The organism is Oscillibacter sp. GMB15532 (genome assembly GCF_041020825.1).
GTDB lineage: Bacteria > Bacillota > Clostridia > Oscillospirales > Oscillospiraceae > Oscillibacter.
Genome location: NZ_JBEVTO010000004.1, coordinates 98,621 through 115,039 on the forward strand (window position 1 = coordinate 98,621; position 16,419 = coordinate 115,039).

Sequence of the window (16,419 nt, forward strand, 5' to 3'; positions counted from 1 at the left end):
AATAAAACCTCCATTTTAATTTTACTGCAAAAAATCATCAGACAAATTAAAGAGTTTGTGTTCAAAAAAACAGCCGGTTTACACGCGGCTTTCACAGAGGAACCGACCCTTTACGGCTGCCGCCGTGCTTTATCGCGGCGGCAGCCGTATCGGAATCAGTCTTATATCAGGCAGGTGCTGAACCAGGGGAAGAACACCGTCAGGAAGAAAACGGCGACATATCCGATCAGGAAAGGAACCTCGGCCTTGGCGATCTGGCCCATGGGCAGCTTGGTAACCGACGTGGCGGAGAAGATGTTGACGGCCACGGGCGGAGTCATGGTGCCGATGACGTTGGACACGCACACGATCATACCGAAGTGGAGCGGATGGATACCCAAGCTCTGGGCGATGGGCCAGAGCACGGGGACCAGCAATACACAGATGGCGGTGCCTTCCATGAATGTGCCGAAAATCAGCAGGATAATGGCGACAATCAAGCAGAACAGCGTGCTGCTAAGGTGCATATTCACTACAGATTCAACCAGGCTGCTGGAGAGGCCGGAGAAGGTAAACACCCAGCTGAAGGCCGTGGAGGCGGAGATGATGAAAAGAATCATCGCCGAGCTCTTGGCAGAATCATACAGAATGTCAATCAAGTCAGAGAACTTGAGCTCGTGATAGAACAGGGTTCCGGCAATCAGCGCCCAGATGCAGGCAACCACCGAGCTTTCAGTGGGAGTGAGGATGCCGGAATAGATGCCGCCCAGAATGATGATAGGGGTGAGCAGGGCGGGGATAGCGTCAAAGAAAATCTTCAGAATGTCCTTGCCAGTATGATGCTCATTCTGCGTGGGCCAGTTTTCCTTCTTGGCATAATACAGCACCAGGCCGATCAGCACGACGCAGATCAGGATGCCCACCAGCAGACCCTGCTTGAACATGCCACTGACGGACGCACCGGTGAGCGTGCAGTAAATCACCATGATAATGGACGGCGGAATCACGGGGCCCAGACCGCCGCTGACCACCAGCAGTCCCGCCGTGCGGGGGCCGGGGTAGCCTGCCTTTACCATGTCGGCATACAGCATAGAGCCGATGGCAATAACGGTGGCGGGAGCAGAGCCGGAAAGGGCGGCGAAGAACGCGCAGGCCAGAACCAGCGCCACGCCCATGCCGCCCTGAACGCGGCCTACCAGAATGCTGGCAAAGTTGACGATCCGGCGGGAGATACCGCCTTTGGTCATCAGGTTGCCGGCCAGCACGAAGAACGCGATGGCCATGATGGACACGCTGTCAAGACCGGCATAAAAACGCAGGGGGATGGAGGTGGTGGTGGCGGGGGCCATAATATCCTGAGCAAAGATAATCATCGCCGTGGCGGAGATGCCCAGGGAAATAGAAATCGGAACGCCGATGAAGAGGCATACGATAAATACGCCGAATAAAAGTACTCCGGTCATACCTGCTCCTCCGTTTCTCCAAATTGATCGGCAGGCTTTGTAACCATTTTTGCCAGCGTGCCCAGCTGCACCAGCGTCATAATAGAGAAGCCGATAACCAGCGCCATATAGGGAATGGCCATCGGCCAATTGAGACTGGTGGTGGTCACGTTGCGGGCGATATTGGTCTGCACATTGATGATGGCGCCCCGGGTAACCATCGCGGTAAAGGCAATCAAAACAACCTGCGCGATAATATCAAGCACTTTGCGCAGCTTGCCGCTAAATTTGCTGATGATTGCCGTCACGCGCACCTGCGTTCCATCTCTCAGGCCGGCCTCTGCGCCCAGAAGCACCATATACACCATGGAAATGCGGGCCAGCTCATCAAGCCATGAAACGGTGGCACGAAAAACGTTTCGCGCCAGCACGCTGCCGAACATGGTGGCCACCATGATTACGAAGGCCAACACCATCAGCAGCCGCTCGGATCGGTCTAGCCAGCCGAGTATTTTCTTGAGTGAATTCATCTGCCGTTCTCCTTTTTCTCATATCTGCGTTGCAATGGAAAACCGCTTCCGATAGCCCCGGATAGCTCGGGCAACCGGAAGCGGTTTCTGATTTATCTCATAAGAGCCTTGAAAACATTAAGCGTTCTTAAACGCAGCTCTATCCGCATCCAGCGCGTCCAGCCAAGTCTTGTCGAAGGAAATGCCGTTGGCAGAGTCTGCGACAAAGGCAGCGTAGCGATCCTTCAGGGTCTGGATGTCGCTTTCGGACAGGTCATAGAAGGTGACGCCCTTTTCGGTCAGCTTGTCCACGGCGTCGTTGTTGTAGTCCACCAGATACTGCCACTGATCGCTGCAGCCCTCGGTGACACCCTGCATGAACTCATCCATCAGGCCCAGATCTGCGACCTTCTGATAAGCGTAGTCGCTCATGCACAGCATGATGTAGCAGAAGTAGTGGTTAGACCAGGTAACATAGGGTGCGACCTCATAGTAGTTGCCGGCCCAGTTGTTGGAAATGGCGTTTTCCACGGCGGACACGGTTCCCTGCTGCAAAGCAGTGTACTGCTCAGTGGCAGACATGGGAGTGGCCACGGCGCCGAAGCTGTTCCACATGGCGGTCTGCAGGTTGGAGCTCATGGTGCGGATCTTCAGGCCCTGCATGTCGGCTGCGGACTGAACGGGATCCTTGGAGAAGATGTTGCGGAAGCCGGATTCCATCCAGCCGATCATATGCATTCCGGCGGCTTCGACACCCTCGTTGAACAGTCTGCCGGTCTCGCCGGTCATGGCGTAGTTGGCTTCCTCAGCGCTCTCCCAGAGGAAGGGCTGCTCCAGAGCGGCGCACTCGGGGAAATAGTTCTCCAGCACGCTGTTGGCGCAGGTGGCAATGTCAATTTCGCCGTTGGCGCAGCTTTCAATCGTCTCAGCCTCGCTGCCCAGTGTGGCGCCGGCGTAGACCTGAATCTGAATCTGCCCATCCGTGTACTGATTCACCAGCTCGGCCACCCGCTTGGCACCGGCGGCGTAGTTGGTGTTTTCACCATCGGTGAGCGCGTATTTCAGGGTAAGCTTTGCTTCTCCGGAGGAACCGGAAGAGGCGTTGGAGGCGGCGGAGCCGGACGGGGCGGTGCTTCCGCAGCCTGCCAGCATGGTCGCCGTCATGACGCCTGCCAGCAGCATCGAGAGACACTTTTTCATTTTCACAATCTCCTTCTTAAATCCAAATTAACATCAATGAACGCGGTCTAATCATCAGATGTATTTTGTGGTAAAACAGTATCATCCAGACAAGCCAACGTCAAGTGTTGTCACAAATTTCACAATAAATTCATCCTTTTCACTGTTGTGAGGACATATTTTTGTGCGCTTTGCCATTAATACATCTGATCATTGACGAAAAAGATTTGGGGATGTGACCCAAAATGGCGATGCGTCCAGTGCGGGGTTGTAATCCGAAATACCGCTATTTTTTCCCCTGGTTGGCGTCAAGATGTCTGAGAATGGATTCGCGGTTGGTATTCAGATGCAGGATCATATCAAACCGTGCGCCCATGGGGTCGCACCGGGAGATCGCGTCCACAATCTGCCGGTGCTGGATAATTGTCTGTCTGCGGTTTTCGTCGTTGGTGGTTGTGATGATGACGTTGACGGAGGAGGTGATAATGGGGATTAAGTTGCGCAGTACGTCATTTCCGCTGCACTCTGCCAAAAACCGGTGAAACTGGGCATCTACAACGGAATAATCTTCTCCCGCGTTCACCAGATCCTCCATTTTTTGACAATATTCATACATCTGCCGAACCTGCTTCGGCGCAGACTTACGCGCCACCATCTGCGCGATCTCCGGTTCCAGCATCAGGCGGATATCCAGCAGCTCAATGGCCAGCTTCGGGTCATTTCCCATAAAGGTGAGCCCGAGCGGGTCCTCGGGAACTCCGTTTTTGTCGGACACAAAGGTACCCGAACCTTGACGTACATGGAGAATATTGCGGGCAACCAGCCGACGCGTAGCCTCCCGCAGGGTGCTTCGTCCGACCTTCAACTGCTGGGCCAGCTCATATTCATTAGGGAGTCTGTCTCCTGATTTCATATTATTGCTCAAAATCAACTGAATTATCTCATTCACCGCCGTATCCACCAAAGTTTTTCCGGCTGTCTCGTTTGTTTCCATCTTCTTTCCTCCTTGAATGTCCTTTGGACTGAGTGCGCGCGATACGGCATTGAAGCGCCGGAACCCTTGCTGTGGCCTGCTGTTCCGGAAAATGGCGGCAGGCAAAAAATCCTGCGCAGGCGGGGACCCGTCACTGGCTGTGCCTAAGATTACGGTTATTATAAGCTATTATAATATGTCAGACAGCTTTTTACAAGCAGATGCAAAAAGGCGGAGCCAGATTTGAAAGATAAAAATTAAAAAAAGGTCAGATGTATGAACTGCCGCAGATGCGGCACAGAGCGGCTTAAAACGGTGCACTTTTTCTTTTGTAAAGGAAAAAGACGGGCAGACCCGGCACGTCCTGCCGGGTCCGCCTTGGCTTTTTTAAAAAACGGCGCGGCTTCTGAGGCCCACATCAGGGCTGCTGCGTGGAAGTGCCTCTGTCCCCGTCGGTGAAGCGGGGGCCTTTTTTTGCCCGCGCCTCGTATTCACGGCGGAATTCCGCCATCTCCTCGTCGTCCCGGTCGTCCAGCGCGTGAAGACCGCCAAGACCCTCCATATGGTGGGTCAGCTCGTGGGAGAGGGTGGTGCACAGCTCGTCCTCCCAGTCTTCCTCTGTCCAGTCCTCAAGCTTTGCGAGGGCGGCAAAGGAACCGTAATAAAGGTCAATGTATTTTCCGAGACAGTCATCGCAGAACTGGCCCATGATATACAGCTCACTGCCGGGAAACTCCGGGTCCTCCAGCTCCTCCTCCAGCAGATTCACGCCGCCGTTGAGGCCCTGAAACAGCGCTTGGGGAAACTGCTCCGCGATGCGATCCAGCAGGTCCCCTGTTTCGTCAAAGGTCAATAGCTTCATGGAACATCCCCCTTGTCGGTTTGTCCGACAACCGATTATTTTGCCTGCTTCATGGAAAGGGAAATCCGCTTTTTCTTTTCCTCAACTTCCAGCACAACCACCTTTACCACGTCGCCGACGGACACGGCCTCGGAGGGGTGACGAATAAACCGGTCGCAGACCTGAGACACATGGACCAGTCCGTCCTGATGGACGCCGATGTCCACAAACGCGCCAAAGTCGATGACGTTGCGCACCGTGCCGGTGAGGATCATGCCGGGGCGCAGGTCCTTGATGTCCATCACGTCTGTTCGCAGAACGGGCTTAGGCAGCTCGTCACGGGGGTCCCGGCCCGGCTTTTGCAGCTCCGATGCCACGTCCCGCAGCGTGGGCACGCCCACGCCGCACTCTGCCGCCGCCTTTTCCTCACCATAGGCTTTCAGGCGGACGGGCAAATCCCCCAGCGCACCGGCGGAAACGTCCGCCAGCGTGTAGCCAGTGATTTTGAGCAGCTTTTCCGCGGCGGCGTAGCTCTCCGGATGGACAGAAGTGTTGTCCAGCACGTTGGCGCTCTCCGGCACCCGCAAAAAGCCAGCGCACTGCTCAAAGGCTTTGGGACCCAGCTTTGATACCTTTAAAATCTGCTTGCGGGCGGTGAACGCTCCATTCTCCTCCCGGTATTTTACCACGTTTTTGGCGGTGGAGCCGGTCAGCCCTGCTACGTAACCCAAAAGCGATGCGGATGCGGTGTTCACGTCCACGCCCACAGCGTTTACGCAGTCCTCCACCACCGCGCCCAGCGCCTCGTCCAGCTGCTTCTGCGGGCAGTCGTGCTGGTACTGGCCCACGCCGATGGCCTTGGGGTCAATTTTCACCAGCTCCGCCAGCGGGTCCTGAAGCCGTCGGGCGATGGACACGGCGGAGCGGAGATTTACATCGTACTGGGGAAATTCCTCTGCGGCCAGTTTAGATGCGGAGTACACCGAAGCCCCTGCCTCGGACACAATCATATAGCTGAGATGGCGGCCCATGTCCGAAAGCTTTTGAATCAGCTCCACGGCCATTTGTTCCGTCTCCCGGCTGGCGGTGCCGTTGCCGATGGCGATGTGCTCCACGCCGTGGGTAACCGCCATGCCCGAAAGCTTGGCAATGGCTTCGTTTTTCTGGCGCTCGCCAAAGGTGGGGTAGACCACGGCGGTGTCCAGCACCTTGCCGGTACCGTCCACGATTGCTACTTTACAGCCGTTGCGGTATCCGGGGTCCAGCCCCATGGTGACACGGCCCTTTACCGGCGGCTGCATCAAAAGAGGCTTTAGGTTCAGGGCAAACTGGCCGATGGCCCCCTCGGCGGCCCGGTCAGTAAGCTGACCGCGTATCTCACGCTCCAGAGAGGGGTATAACAGCCGGTCCCACGCGTCGTCCGCGGCGGCGCGGACAAAGGCGTTTGCGGCGGAGCCGGGGCGCACCACCTGACGGCGCAGCGTCACCAGCGCGGCTTCCCGGTCCAGCTCCAGACCCACCTTCAGCATCCCCTCCCGCTCACCCCGGTTGATGGCCAGAATCTGATGGCCCTGCATCCGGGAGATTGCTTGGGTGAAATCGTAATACAGGCGATAAACCGTGTCCTCCGTCGTGGCTGCCGTGCTGCGCAGGTTTGCCTGCCGCAGCAAAAAGCCCCGCAGGACCTTGCGGACCTCCGCGTCATCGCTGACAAGCTCTGCCACAATGTCCGACGCGCCTGCAAGAGCGTCCTCCGCCGTCTCTACGCCCTTTTCCGCGTCGATATACTCTGCGGCGGCTGTCAGCGGGTCGGGACAGTCACGCCCCTGTGCGTACAGCAGCAGGGCAAGGGGTTCCAGCCCCTTTTCCTTTGCGATGGTGGCCCGGGTGCGGCGCTTTTGCTTATAGGGCCGGTAGAGGTCCTCCACCTCTGCAAGGGTTTTGGCGCTGTCGATGGCGGCGGATAGCTCCTCCGTCAGTTTGCCCTGCTCCGAAATGGCGGCTTTTACCGTCTCCCGCCGCTCGGCAAGGCCCCGGAGGTAGGTCAGCCGCTCATCCAGCGTCCGAAGCACCGTGTCGTCCATGGCGCCGTGAAGCTCCTTGCGGTAGCGGGCGATGAAGGGAATCGTGTTTCCCTCGTCGATGAGCTTTACCACATTTTCCACGTACCGGGGGTCCTGCTTGAGTTCTTCCGCCAAAAGTTGAATGATCTCCATAAAGTGTCCCTTCTCAAATTGTTTTGCGGGGGCGTTGCCCGCCCCGGGATTGTCCGGCTTGGTCCGCCGCCTTTATGGGGCAGTTTTCTCCGCTGGCCGGAACAGGCGCTTCTCCGCATGGGGGAAGCGCCTGAAAAGATGCAGATTATTTATGATACAGCTTTCCGCTGCCGAATTTCGGCTCGCAGCTCACCTGAATGCCCAGCCGCCGCAAAAGCTGCTCGTCCACGGGGGAGAGAATCACGGTGAAATGGGCCTCTGCGTCCCGCAGCTTGGGAAGCTGCTGCTGGGCCAGCTCCGCAAGGGGATTGGTCAGGGCGGAAATGGTCAGCGCCAGCAGTACCTCGTCGGTGTGCAGGCGGGGATTGCGGTGGGCGAGATACTCTGTTTTCAGGCGGCACACCGGCTCCAGAACCTGAGAGGAAATCAGCTCAAACTGGTCGCCAATACCGCCCAGCGCTTTTAGTGCGTTTAAAAGCAGGGCCGACGCGGCCCCCAGCGTGGCGGAGGTTTTGCCGGTAATAATGCGTCCGTCGCTCAGCTCCATGGCTCCGGCTGGCGCGCCGGTGGCCTCGGCTTTGGCGAGGGCCGCACCCACGGCGGGGCAAAGCTCCGGCGTCACGTCCGCCTGATTCATCAGAAGCTTTAGCTTGCGCACGGTTTCCGCGTCGCCCCGGCCCCGGGCCTCGTCCGCTCCGGCGGCGTAAAACCGGCGGAGAATTTCCCGCCGGGAGGCAAATCGGCAGGCCTCGTCGTCCACGATGCAGTTGCCTGCCTGATTCACGCCCATGTCCGTGGGGGATTTGTAAGGGGAAGTCCCCTGAAGGCGGCGGAACATGGCGTCCAGCACAGGGAAAATTTCCACGTCCCGGTTGTAGTTCACCGCCGTGGTTCCGTAGGCCTCCAGATGAAAGGGGTCGATCATATTCACGTCGGACAGGTCTGCCGTAGCGGCCTCGTAGGCCAGATTTACCGGGTGCTTTAAGGGTAGATTCCAGATAGGAAAGGTTTCAAACTTTGCATAGCCCGCCTGCACGCCCCGCTGGTTCTCATGGTAAAGCTGGCTGAGACAGGTGGCCATTTTCCCACTGCCGGGGCCGGGGGCCGTCACCACCACCAGAGAGCGGGTGGTTTCTATATAGTCGTTTTCCCCCAGCCCTTCGTCGCTGACAATGCGATCCACGTCCGAAGGATAGCCCGGAATGGGATAGTGGAGGAAGCACCGTACACCCAAAGTCTCCAGCCGGCGGCGGAAAGCCTCTGCGGCCACCTGTCCCTCCCAGCGGGTAATGACCACGCTGCCGACGTACAGCCCAAGGGAATGGAAGCTGTCGATCAGGCGGAGCACGTCCTCATCATAGGGGATGCCCAGATCCCCCCGGATTTTATTCTTCTCGATGTCTCCCGCTGCGATGGCAATGACGATTTCCACGTCCGCCGCCAATTGCTGGAGCATCCGCACCTTGCTGTCCGGTGCGAAGCCCGGCAGTACCCGGGAGGCGTGGTAGTCGTCAAACAGCTTCCCCCCAAATTCCAAATACAGCTTTCCTCCAAAATCGCCGATCCGGCGGCGAATATGCTCCGACTGGAGCTTTAAATACAGCTCGTTGTCAAATCCGATGTGCACCATAGTGTGGTCCCCCTCCGCTTATCCCCCAAAAATTTATATCAGTCCGAATTTTCCTGCAAACAAAAGTTTGCAATAAAAAAAGTCATATTTTCGATTGTCCCCGCAGGGAACGAGAAACATGACCTGAATCGGACAGAATGTCCACAATGCGGACATTCTACCACAAACGGCGCCGCTTGAAAAGCGCCGATGCCCCTTTTTTCACCGGAAAGCGCGGGGAAATGGTTTACTTTGACGGGCCGGAGGGGTACAATAAAAATGCGGTTTCGGCCCGCGGGGAGAGCGCCCGCTTTCCTCTCCGTGCCGGGGGAGTAGGGAGATTTCAAAAGCCGGTATCTTTAAAATTGATATCGGCCATTAAAAACGAACCCTTTACTTATGCCCGCGCCTTCTGTATAATCAAAAACGTTGTGGGTCTTTTGAAAAAGGACCTGTCCGATAGGTATAAATGAAACTTTTGGGGAGGCTTTCGCTATGGCAAACTGCGCGATTGTAGGCATTAACTGGGGCGACGAGGGGAAGGGCCGGATGGTGGACCTGATCACCGACCGTTACGACGTGGTCATTCGCTACCAGGGCGGCGGCAACGCCGGGCACACCGTAGTGAACGAATTCGGCAAGTTCGCACTGCACCTGCTGCCCTCTGGTATTTTCCGACCGGGTGTGGTGAATATTCTGGGCAACGGCGTGGCCGTGGACTGCGAAAGTCTGTGGACCGAGATGGAGGACATCCGGAGCAAGGGCGTGTCCATCACTCCGGAGAATCTGAAAATCAGCGACCGGGCGTCTTTGCTGCTGCCGTGGCACCGTCTGCTGGACGGGCTGGAGGAGCAACGCCTTGCTGACAAGAAATATGGCTCCACCAAGCAGGGGATCGCCCCCTTTTATTCCGACAAATTCCAGAAGAAAACCGTGCAGGCAGGGGAGCTGCTGTATCCCGCCCGGCTGAAGGAGCACCTTGCGTCGCTTTTGGAGTGGAAAAACCTGACCATTGAAAAGGTCTACGGGGCGAAGCCCTATACCATGGAGGAGCTGATGGACTGGATTGGAGACTTCGGCGAAAAGTTGAAGCCCTTTATCTGCGACACCGGCGCATTTTTGCGCGAAGCGCAGGCGCAGGGCAAGAGCTTCCTGTTTGAGGCTCAGCTTGGTTCCCTCAGGGACTTGGATTACGGTATTTATCCCTACACCACCTCCTCCAACGCCATCGCGGCCTATGCCCCCGTGGGCTCCGGCGCGCCGTGGGCAAAGATTGACGAGGTGGTGGGCGTGGTGAAGGCTTATTCCTCCTGCGTGGGGGAGGGGCCCTTCACCTGCGAGTGGTTTGGCGAGGAAGCCGAGCAGCTTCGGGAGGCCGGTAACGAATACGGCGCGAAAACTGGTCGCCCCCGTCGGGTGGGGCCCATCGATCTGGTGGCCACGCGGTATGGCGTGGAGGTGCAGGGTGCGACGAACATTGCCCTGACCAAGCTGGACGTGCTGAGCTATTTGGAGAAAATTCCCGTGTGCGCCCACTATGAGCTGGATGGGCAGCAGACCGACGCGTTTCCCTTCCCGGCGATTCTCGACGAGGCAAAGCCCGTGACGGAGTATGTGGACGGATGGAAGTGCGACATTTCCGGCGTGCGCCGGTGGGAGGATTTACCCAAGGCTGCGCAGGACTATGTGCTGCTGGTGGAAAAGGCCATCGGCTGCCGCATCGGCTATGTCTCCGTGGGCCCGGAGCGGGACTCCATTGTTATCCGGTAAAACGAACCTTGCGGGGAAACCCGCTGTATCCCCGGGGAGGGAGACGACCTCCGGGCGTCTCCCTCTTCCCGACTTCACTGTGAAAGGCTGACACACTATGAGCAAGGAGCGCTATGAATCCCCGCTGGCGTCGCGGTATGCATCAAGCTATATGCTGCGCCTGTTTTCTCCCGACACGCGGTTTCAGACCTGGCGAAAGCTGTGGGTGGAGCTGGCCCGGGCGGAGCGGGCCCTTGGCCTGCCCATCACACAGGCGCAGGTGGACGAGCTTGCCACCCATGTGAGCGACATTGATTACGACTGCGCCGCCCAGCGGGAAAAAGAGGTCCGTCACGACGTGATGGCCCATGTGTACGCCTTTGGACAGGCGGCGCCCTCCGCTGCGGGCATTATCCATCTGGGAGCCACAAGCTGCTATGTCACTGACAACGCGGATTTGATTATTTTCCGGGACGGGCTGAACTATCTCCGGGGAGAGCTTTGCGCGGTGCTGGAAAATCTGGGCGATTTCGCGCAGAAGTATAAGGCCATGCCCACGCTGGGCTACACCCACTATCAGCCTGCCCAGTTGGTGACGGTGGGCAAGCGGGCCACCCTCTGGATGCAGGATTTGCTGTCCGATTTGGAGGAGTTGGACTTCGTTCTTGCGGGCATGAAGTTTTTGGGGTGCCGGGGTACCACCGGTACGGAGGCAAGCTTTCTGGACCTGTTTGACGGGGATGGAGACAAGATTGACGAAATGAACCGGCTGCTCTGCGCCGCCTTCGGCTTTGGCGAGTGCTTTGCCGTCTGCGGGCAGACCTATCCCAGAAAGCTGGACAGCCGTATTTTAAATGTCCTTTCTTCCATCGCCCAGAGCTGCTATCGCTTTGCCAATGACCTGCGCCTGTTGCAGCATGACCGGCAGGTTGAGGAGCCCTTTGAAAAAAACCAGATCGGGTCTTCCGCCATGCCTTATAAGCGCAATCCCATGCGCGCGGAGCGCATCTGCTCCCTTTCCCGCTATCTGATGGCGGACGCCATGAACGCCCCTATGACCGCAAGCGTACAATGGCTGGAGCGGACGCTGGACGACTCTGCCAACCGGCGTATCTCACTTCCTGAGGGATTTTTGTGCGCCGACGCGATTTTGCGCCTGATGGCCAACGTGACGGACGGTCTGCATGTCAATGAAAAAATTGTTGACAAAGCGGTGCGGGAATATCTGCCCTTTATTTCTACGGAGAACCTGATGATGGAGGCTGTGAAGCGCGGAGGCGACCGCCAGCAGCTCCACGAGGTGATCCGGGAATGCTCCATGGCCGCCACGGCCCGGATGAAGGAGGGCGAGCCCTGCGATTTGCTGGAACGGCTGGCAGGGGAGCCGGTGTTCGGCATGACAGCGGAGGAAATCGCCGCGGTGCTGGACCCCGCGCTTTACATCGGACGGTGCCCCCGGCAGGTGGAGACGTTTTTGGAGAAGGCGCGGCCCGCCTTTGCCGGGGCTTCCGGCGAGCGTGTTGAAATCAGTCTGTGACCGGCAGCGGGCCGCGCCTTTTGGGAAATTTCCCGAAACGCGGCCCGCCGATAGCAGATTTCTTTTGCCACCAAGGAATTTCTAGGGGCCCCGGCTGCAAAAAATATTTGGTAAAGCGACAGATGTCCTCCGTATAGCGTACTTTTCCGGGCGCTGTGACGCAATGTTTAGAAAAAATGCAGGAGGCTGTCGGAGATATTCGTTTAATTTGACGTTGACAGCGGCGCTTTGGGATGGTAAACTTGCTCCATTAAAACCGCAGCGGTTTTATTTAAAAACTGAAAATATCAACAAAGGCGTTGATGGAGAAAAGTACCGCGGAAAATCGGTCAAAGTGAGCAGGCGGCAGTGGGAAGCCTGCACAAGAGTCCGCGCGAAGAACACTCCGGAGCTGCGATCTGAACGCGGGGACCCCTGCTATTAGGAAAGACGAGTTGCGACCGTTAAAGCGCACGGGCTTGTTGGAGCCTTGAAGGTGACTGTTTTACAGTAAGTTAGGTGGCACCGCGGATAGCAGCTATTCGTCCTAAAATTTTAGGATATAGCTGCGTTTTTATACGCTCTTCTAAGGGAGAGGTAGAAAATCCGGAGGTGCTTTTTATGTGTTCAATTATGGGTTTTTCAAGCAAAACATTGACGGAGGAAGCGGTGAAAGCGTACTTTGACCGCTCCGTGGACCGGGGGCCGGACATGAGCCGTGTTTCCGAAACGAAGTCCGGTTATCTGTGTTTTCACCGCCTGGCCATCATGGGCCTGAACGAGGCGGGGATGCAGCCCTTTCAGCTTGAGGGGGATCAGGCGGTGTGCAACGGCGAAATCTACGGCTTTCGCCCCATCCGCAAAAAGCTTTCCCAGCGGTATACGTTTAAAAGCGGCAGCGACTGCGAAATTTTGCTTCCCATGTTCCACGAATACGGACTGTCCATGTTTGCCCGGCTGGATGCAGAGTTTGCGCTGATTATTTATGATTCCGCAACGGATTCCCTGATTGCCGCCCGGGACCCCATCGGCATCCGTCCCCTGTTCTACGGGTACGACGCGGGCGGTGCGATTATATTTGCCAGCGAGGCAAGAAATCTGGTGGGCCTGTGCGCCGAGATTTGCCCCTTCCCTCCGGGACACTATTATGCCTACGGCAAGTTTATCCGGTTTGCGGACCTGACGGAGGTAACCTCCCGTGTCCGGGGCGATGTGGACACCGTTTGCCGGGGAATCCGCGACAGGCTGATCGCCGCCGTGGATAAGAGGCTGGACGCGGATGCGCCGCTGGGCTTCCTTCTCTCCGGCGGACTGGACTCCTCTCTGGTGTGCGCCATCGGTTCTGTGGTTCTGGGCAAAAAAATCCGCACGTTTGCCATTGGGATGGATCAAGATGCGATTGACCTCAAATACGCACGGGAAGCGGCTGATTTTCTGGGCGCGGACCACACCGAAATTTACATGACCCGGGAGGATGTGCTTGCGGCGCTTCCGGAGGTCATCGCCCTTCTCGGCACCTGGGATATTACCACCATCCGGGCCAGCATGGGCATGTATCTTTGCTGCAAGGCAATCCATGAAAAGACAGACGTTCGGGTCCTGCTCACCGGCGAGATTTCCGACGAGCTGTTCGGCTATAAATACACAGACTTTGCCCCCTCCGCCGCTGCGTTTCAGCAGGAGTCCCAAAAGCGGATTGAGGAACTTTATATGTACGATGTGCTCCGGGCCGACCGCTGCATCGCGGACAACTCCATTGAGGCCCGCGTTCCCTTTGGCGATCTTGGCTTTGTGAAATACGTGATGGCCATTGACCCTGCTATGAAGCTCAACACCTATGGAATGGGCAAGTATCTCCTGCGCCATGCCTTTGAAAACGACCACCTTCTGCCCGAGAGCATCCTGTGGCGGGAGAAAGCGGCCTTTTCCGACGCGGTGGGCCACTCCATGGTGGACGACTTGAAGGCCTATGCCGAGACGGTTTACACCGACGAGGAATTTGAGCGGCAGCGGCGTAAATATGATTACTGTATGCCATTTACAAAGGAGAGCCTGCTGTACCGGGAGCTGTTTGAAAAGGCGTATCCCGGTCAGGCCAAAATGATCAAGGATTTCTGGATGCCAAACAAGGCGTGGGAGGGCTGCGATGTAAGCGATCCCTCCGCCCGCGTGCTCTCCAACTACGGACAAAGCGGAACGTAAGCAATTCGGGGCCTCTGCCCCTAATTTCCATAAAATCGGCGTATCACACAGAAAACAGGAGGATGAATGCTATGACTACCACACCGACCGCCCTGCCGGAGCTGTTCGGCAGCCTTGTTTTTAATGAGGAAACCATGCGCCAGCGCCTGTCCCCTGCATCTTACAGTGCGTGGAAAAGGTGCATTACCGACGGCACCTCTCTGGATATCTCCATTGCCAACGAGATTGCCGAGTCCATGAAGCAGTGGGCCGTAGAGCACGGAGCTACCCACTTTACACATTGGTTCCAGCCCATGACCGGCGTCACTGCGGAAAAGCACGACAGCTTTGTGGCCCCCATTGGCGGGGGAAAGATTGTCATGGAGTTTTCCGGCAAGGAGCTGGTCCGGGGAGAGCCGGACGCGTCCTCCTTCCCCTCGGGCGGACTGCGGGCCACCTTCGAGGCCCGGGGCTACACCGCATGGGACCCCACGGTGTTTGCCTTTATTAAGGACGGAAGCCTTTGCATCCCCACGATTTTCTGCTCTTACTCCGGCGAGGCGCTGGACAAAAAGACGCCCCTGCTTCGTTCCATGAACGAGGTGAGCCGTCAGGCAGTGCGCATTCTGCGCCTGTTCGGCGACACGGAAACCCGCCGCGTCACACCCCAGGTGGGGCCGGAGCAGGAGTATTTCCTCATCGACAAAAAGGGCTATGCCCAGCGGCAGGATTTGCGGTTCTGTGGACGGACCCTGTTTGGGGCAAAGCCCCCCAAGGGACAGGAGCTGGAGGACCATTACTTCGGCGCCATCCGTCCCCGCGTGGCCGCATTTATGAAGGAGCTGGATGAGGAGCTGTGGAAGGTGGGGGTGCTTTCCAAGACCAAGCACAACGAGGTGGCCCCCTGCCAGCATGAAATGGCCCCCATTTTCTCCGACGCAAACACCGCCTGTGACCATAACCAGCTGGCCATGGAGATGATGAAGCGGGTGGCTGACCGCCACGGTCTGGTCTGCCTGCTCCATGAGAAGCCCTTCGCGGGCGTCAACGGCTCCGGCAAGCACGACAACTGGTCGCTTGGCACCGATACCGGGAAGAACCTGCTCAAGCCCGGCTCTACCCCCAGCCAGAATGCCCAGTTCTTGCTGTTCCTCGCGGCCTTTATCAAGGGCGTGGATGAATATCAGGATATACTGCGCTCCACCGTGGCCTTCGCGGGGAATGACCACCGTCTGGGTGCGCAGGAAGCGCCTCCGGCTGTGGTGTCCGTCTTTTTGGGCGACGAGCTGAACGCTGTAGTGGAATCCATCATCAACGGCACCGCCTATACGGACGCCGGAAAGCGGACGCTGGAAGTGGGCGTGGATGTGCTGCCCGCCATCCGGCAGGACAACACAGACCGCAACCGCACCTCTCCCATGGCGTTTACGGGCAACAAGTTTGAGTTCCGCATGCTGGGCTCGTCCCAGTCCATCTCCGGGCCCAACATCGCGCTGAACACCATCATGGCGGAGGAACTGGAGCAGTTTGCCGACCAGCTTGAAAAGGCCAAGGACTGCACATCTGAGCTGCAGGCGCTGATCCGCAAGACCTTTACCGAGCATCAGCGCATTATTTTCAACGGCAACGGCTATGAAGACGCCTGGATTCAGGAGGCGGCGCGGCGCGGCCTGTCGAATTTGGTGTCCACTCCCGATGCCCTGAAGACCTACACCGCGCAAAAGAACATGGATTTGTACATCAAGCACGGTATCTACACCAAGAGCGAGATTGAGGCCCGGGCGGAGATTCACATTGAGAATTACGCCACTACCATCTCCATTGAAGGGAAAATCATGGCCGACATGATTCGGCGGCAGATTCTTCCCGCTGTCTCCTCCTACGCTGGGGAGCTGTGCCGCCGCGCGGCCGACAAGAGCGCCATGGGTGCGCCCCACAAGTATGAAACGGACATTGCGGCAAAGATCGGGACGCTTGCCGACGGCCTGCTGGAGGCTGTGGAGCAGCTGGAAAAGGACATGGGCAAGCTCCACGCCGACTCCAGAGCGGCAATGGATTATGCCCACGACACCATTTTTCCCGACATGGCCGCCGCGAGAAAGCTTGCCGATGAGCTTGAGACACTGACGGATCGGGAATACTGGCCCTTCCCCGTGTACGGCGACCTTCTGTTCTATATTTAATTGAAAAAGCTGCGCGCCGGGAAGCGAATTCGCTTCCCGGCG

General features: G+C 57.4%; 11 protein-coding genes and 1 other annotated feature. Of the genes, 4 read left to right on the plus strand and 7 right to left on the minus strand.

What is annotated here, in order from left to right:
- Positions 1 to 161: 161 nt before the first annotated feature.
- The 7 genes from ABVS15_RS06205 to ABVS15_RS06235 all read right to left on the minus strand — a co-directional run bounded on the left by ABVS15_RS06205 (position 162) and on the right by ABVS15_RS06235 (position 8,766).
- On the minus strand, positions 162 to 1,442 hold the full coding sequence (locus ABVS15_RS06205; RefSeq protein WP_369282875.1) for a TRAP transporter large permease: 1,281 nt from the start codon (positions 1,440 to 1,442) through the stop codon (positions 162 to 164).
- Positions 1,439 to 1,951, minus strand: a complete 513-nt coding sequence (locus ABVS15_RS06210; RefSeq protein WP_369282876.1) for a TRAP transporter small permease — start codon at positions 1,949 to 1,951, stop codon at positions 1,439 to 1,441. Before ABVS15_RS06210 ends, ABVS15_RS06205 begins: the two co-directional genes overlap by 4 nt.
- A gap of 117 nt (positions 1,952 to 2,068) precedes the next feature.
- Positions 2,069 to 3,130, minus strand: coding sequence for a TRAP transporter substrate-binding protein (locus tag ABVS15_RS06215; RefSeq protein WP_369282877.1), 1,062 nt, complete (start codon positions 3,128 to 3,130; stop codon positions 2,069 to 2,071).
- A gap of 265 nt (positions 3,131 to 3,395) precedes the next feature.
- The gene (locus ABVS15_RS06220; protein ID WP_369282878.1) at positions 3,396 to 4,103 is read right to left on the minus strand and encodes a FadR/GntR family transcriptional regulator; all 708 of its coding nucleotides are present in this window, start codon (positions 4,101 to 4,103) and stop codon (positions 3,396 to 3,398) included.
- A gap of 397 nt (positions 4,104 to 4,500) precedes the next feature.
- A complete protein-coding gene (locus tag ABVS15_RS06225) occupies positions 4,501 to 4,944 on the minus strand; it encodes a metallopeptidase family protein (protein WP_369282879.1) in 444 nt (147 codons plus the stop codon).
- Positions 4,945 to 4,979: 35 nt separating this feature from the next.
- Positions 4,980 to 7,139 carry a Tex family protein gene (locus ABVS15_RS06230; protein ID WP_369282880.1) on the minus strand — a complete coding sequence of 720 codons (2,160 nt, stop codon included), beginning with the start codon at positions 7,137 to 7,139 and terminating at the stop codon, positions 4,980 to 4,982.
- Positions 7,140 to 7,284: 145 nt separating this feature from the next.
- Complete coding sequence (locus ABVS15_RS06235; RefSeq protein ID WP_369283020.1) at positions 7,285 to 8,766, minus strand: DUF1846 domain-containing protein; 1,482 nt, start codon at positions 8,764 to 8,766, stop codon at positions 7,285 to 7,287.
- A 477-nt stretch (positions 8,767 to 9,243) separates the two neighbouring features.
- On the opposite strand from ABVS15_RS06235, the gene ABVS15_RS06240 reads away from it, so the two are divergent.
- The 4 genes from ABVS15_RS06240 to ABVS15_RS06255 all read left to right on the plus strand — a co-directional run bounded on the left by ABVS15_RS06240 (position 9,244) and on the right by ABVS15_RS06255 (position 16,377).
- Positions 9,244 to 10,518: an adenylosuccinate synthase gene (locus ABVS15_RS06240; protein WP_369282881.1), complete on the plus strand. Its 1,275-nt coding sequence runs from the start codon at positions 9,244 to 9,246 to the stop codon at positions 10,516 to 10,518.
- A gap of 97 nt (positions 10,519 to 10,615) precedes the next feature.
- Positions 10,616 to 12,034 carry an adenylosuccinate lyase gene (purB, locus tag ABVS15_RS06245; RefSeq protein WP_369282882.1) on the plus strand — a complete coding sequence of 473 codons (1,419 nt, stop codon included), beginning with the start codon at positions 10,616 to 10,618 and terminating at the stop codon, positions 12,032 to 12,034.
- A 290-nt stretch (positions 12,035 to 12,324) separates the two neighbouring features.
- Positions 12,325 to 12,566: a binding site (T-box leader), on the plus strand.
- 68 nt (positions 12,567 to 12,634) lie between these two features.
- Positions 12,635 to 14,215 (plus strand): asparagine synthase B, encoded by a 1,581-nt coding sequence (gene asnB / locus ABVS15_RS06250; RefSeq protein WP_369282883.1) that lies wholly within the window; start codon positions 12,635 to 12,637, stop codon positions 14,213 to 14,215.
- A 71-nt stretch (positions 14,216 to 14,286) separates the two neighbouring features.
- Complete coding sequence (locus ABVS15_RS06255; RefSeq protein WP_369282884.1) at positions 14,287 to 16,377, plus strand: glutamine synthetase III; 2,091 nt, start codon at positions 14,287 to 14,289, stop codon at positions 16,375 to 16,377.
- The last annotated feature ends 42 nt before the right edge of the window (positions 16,378 to 16,419 follow it).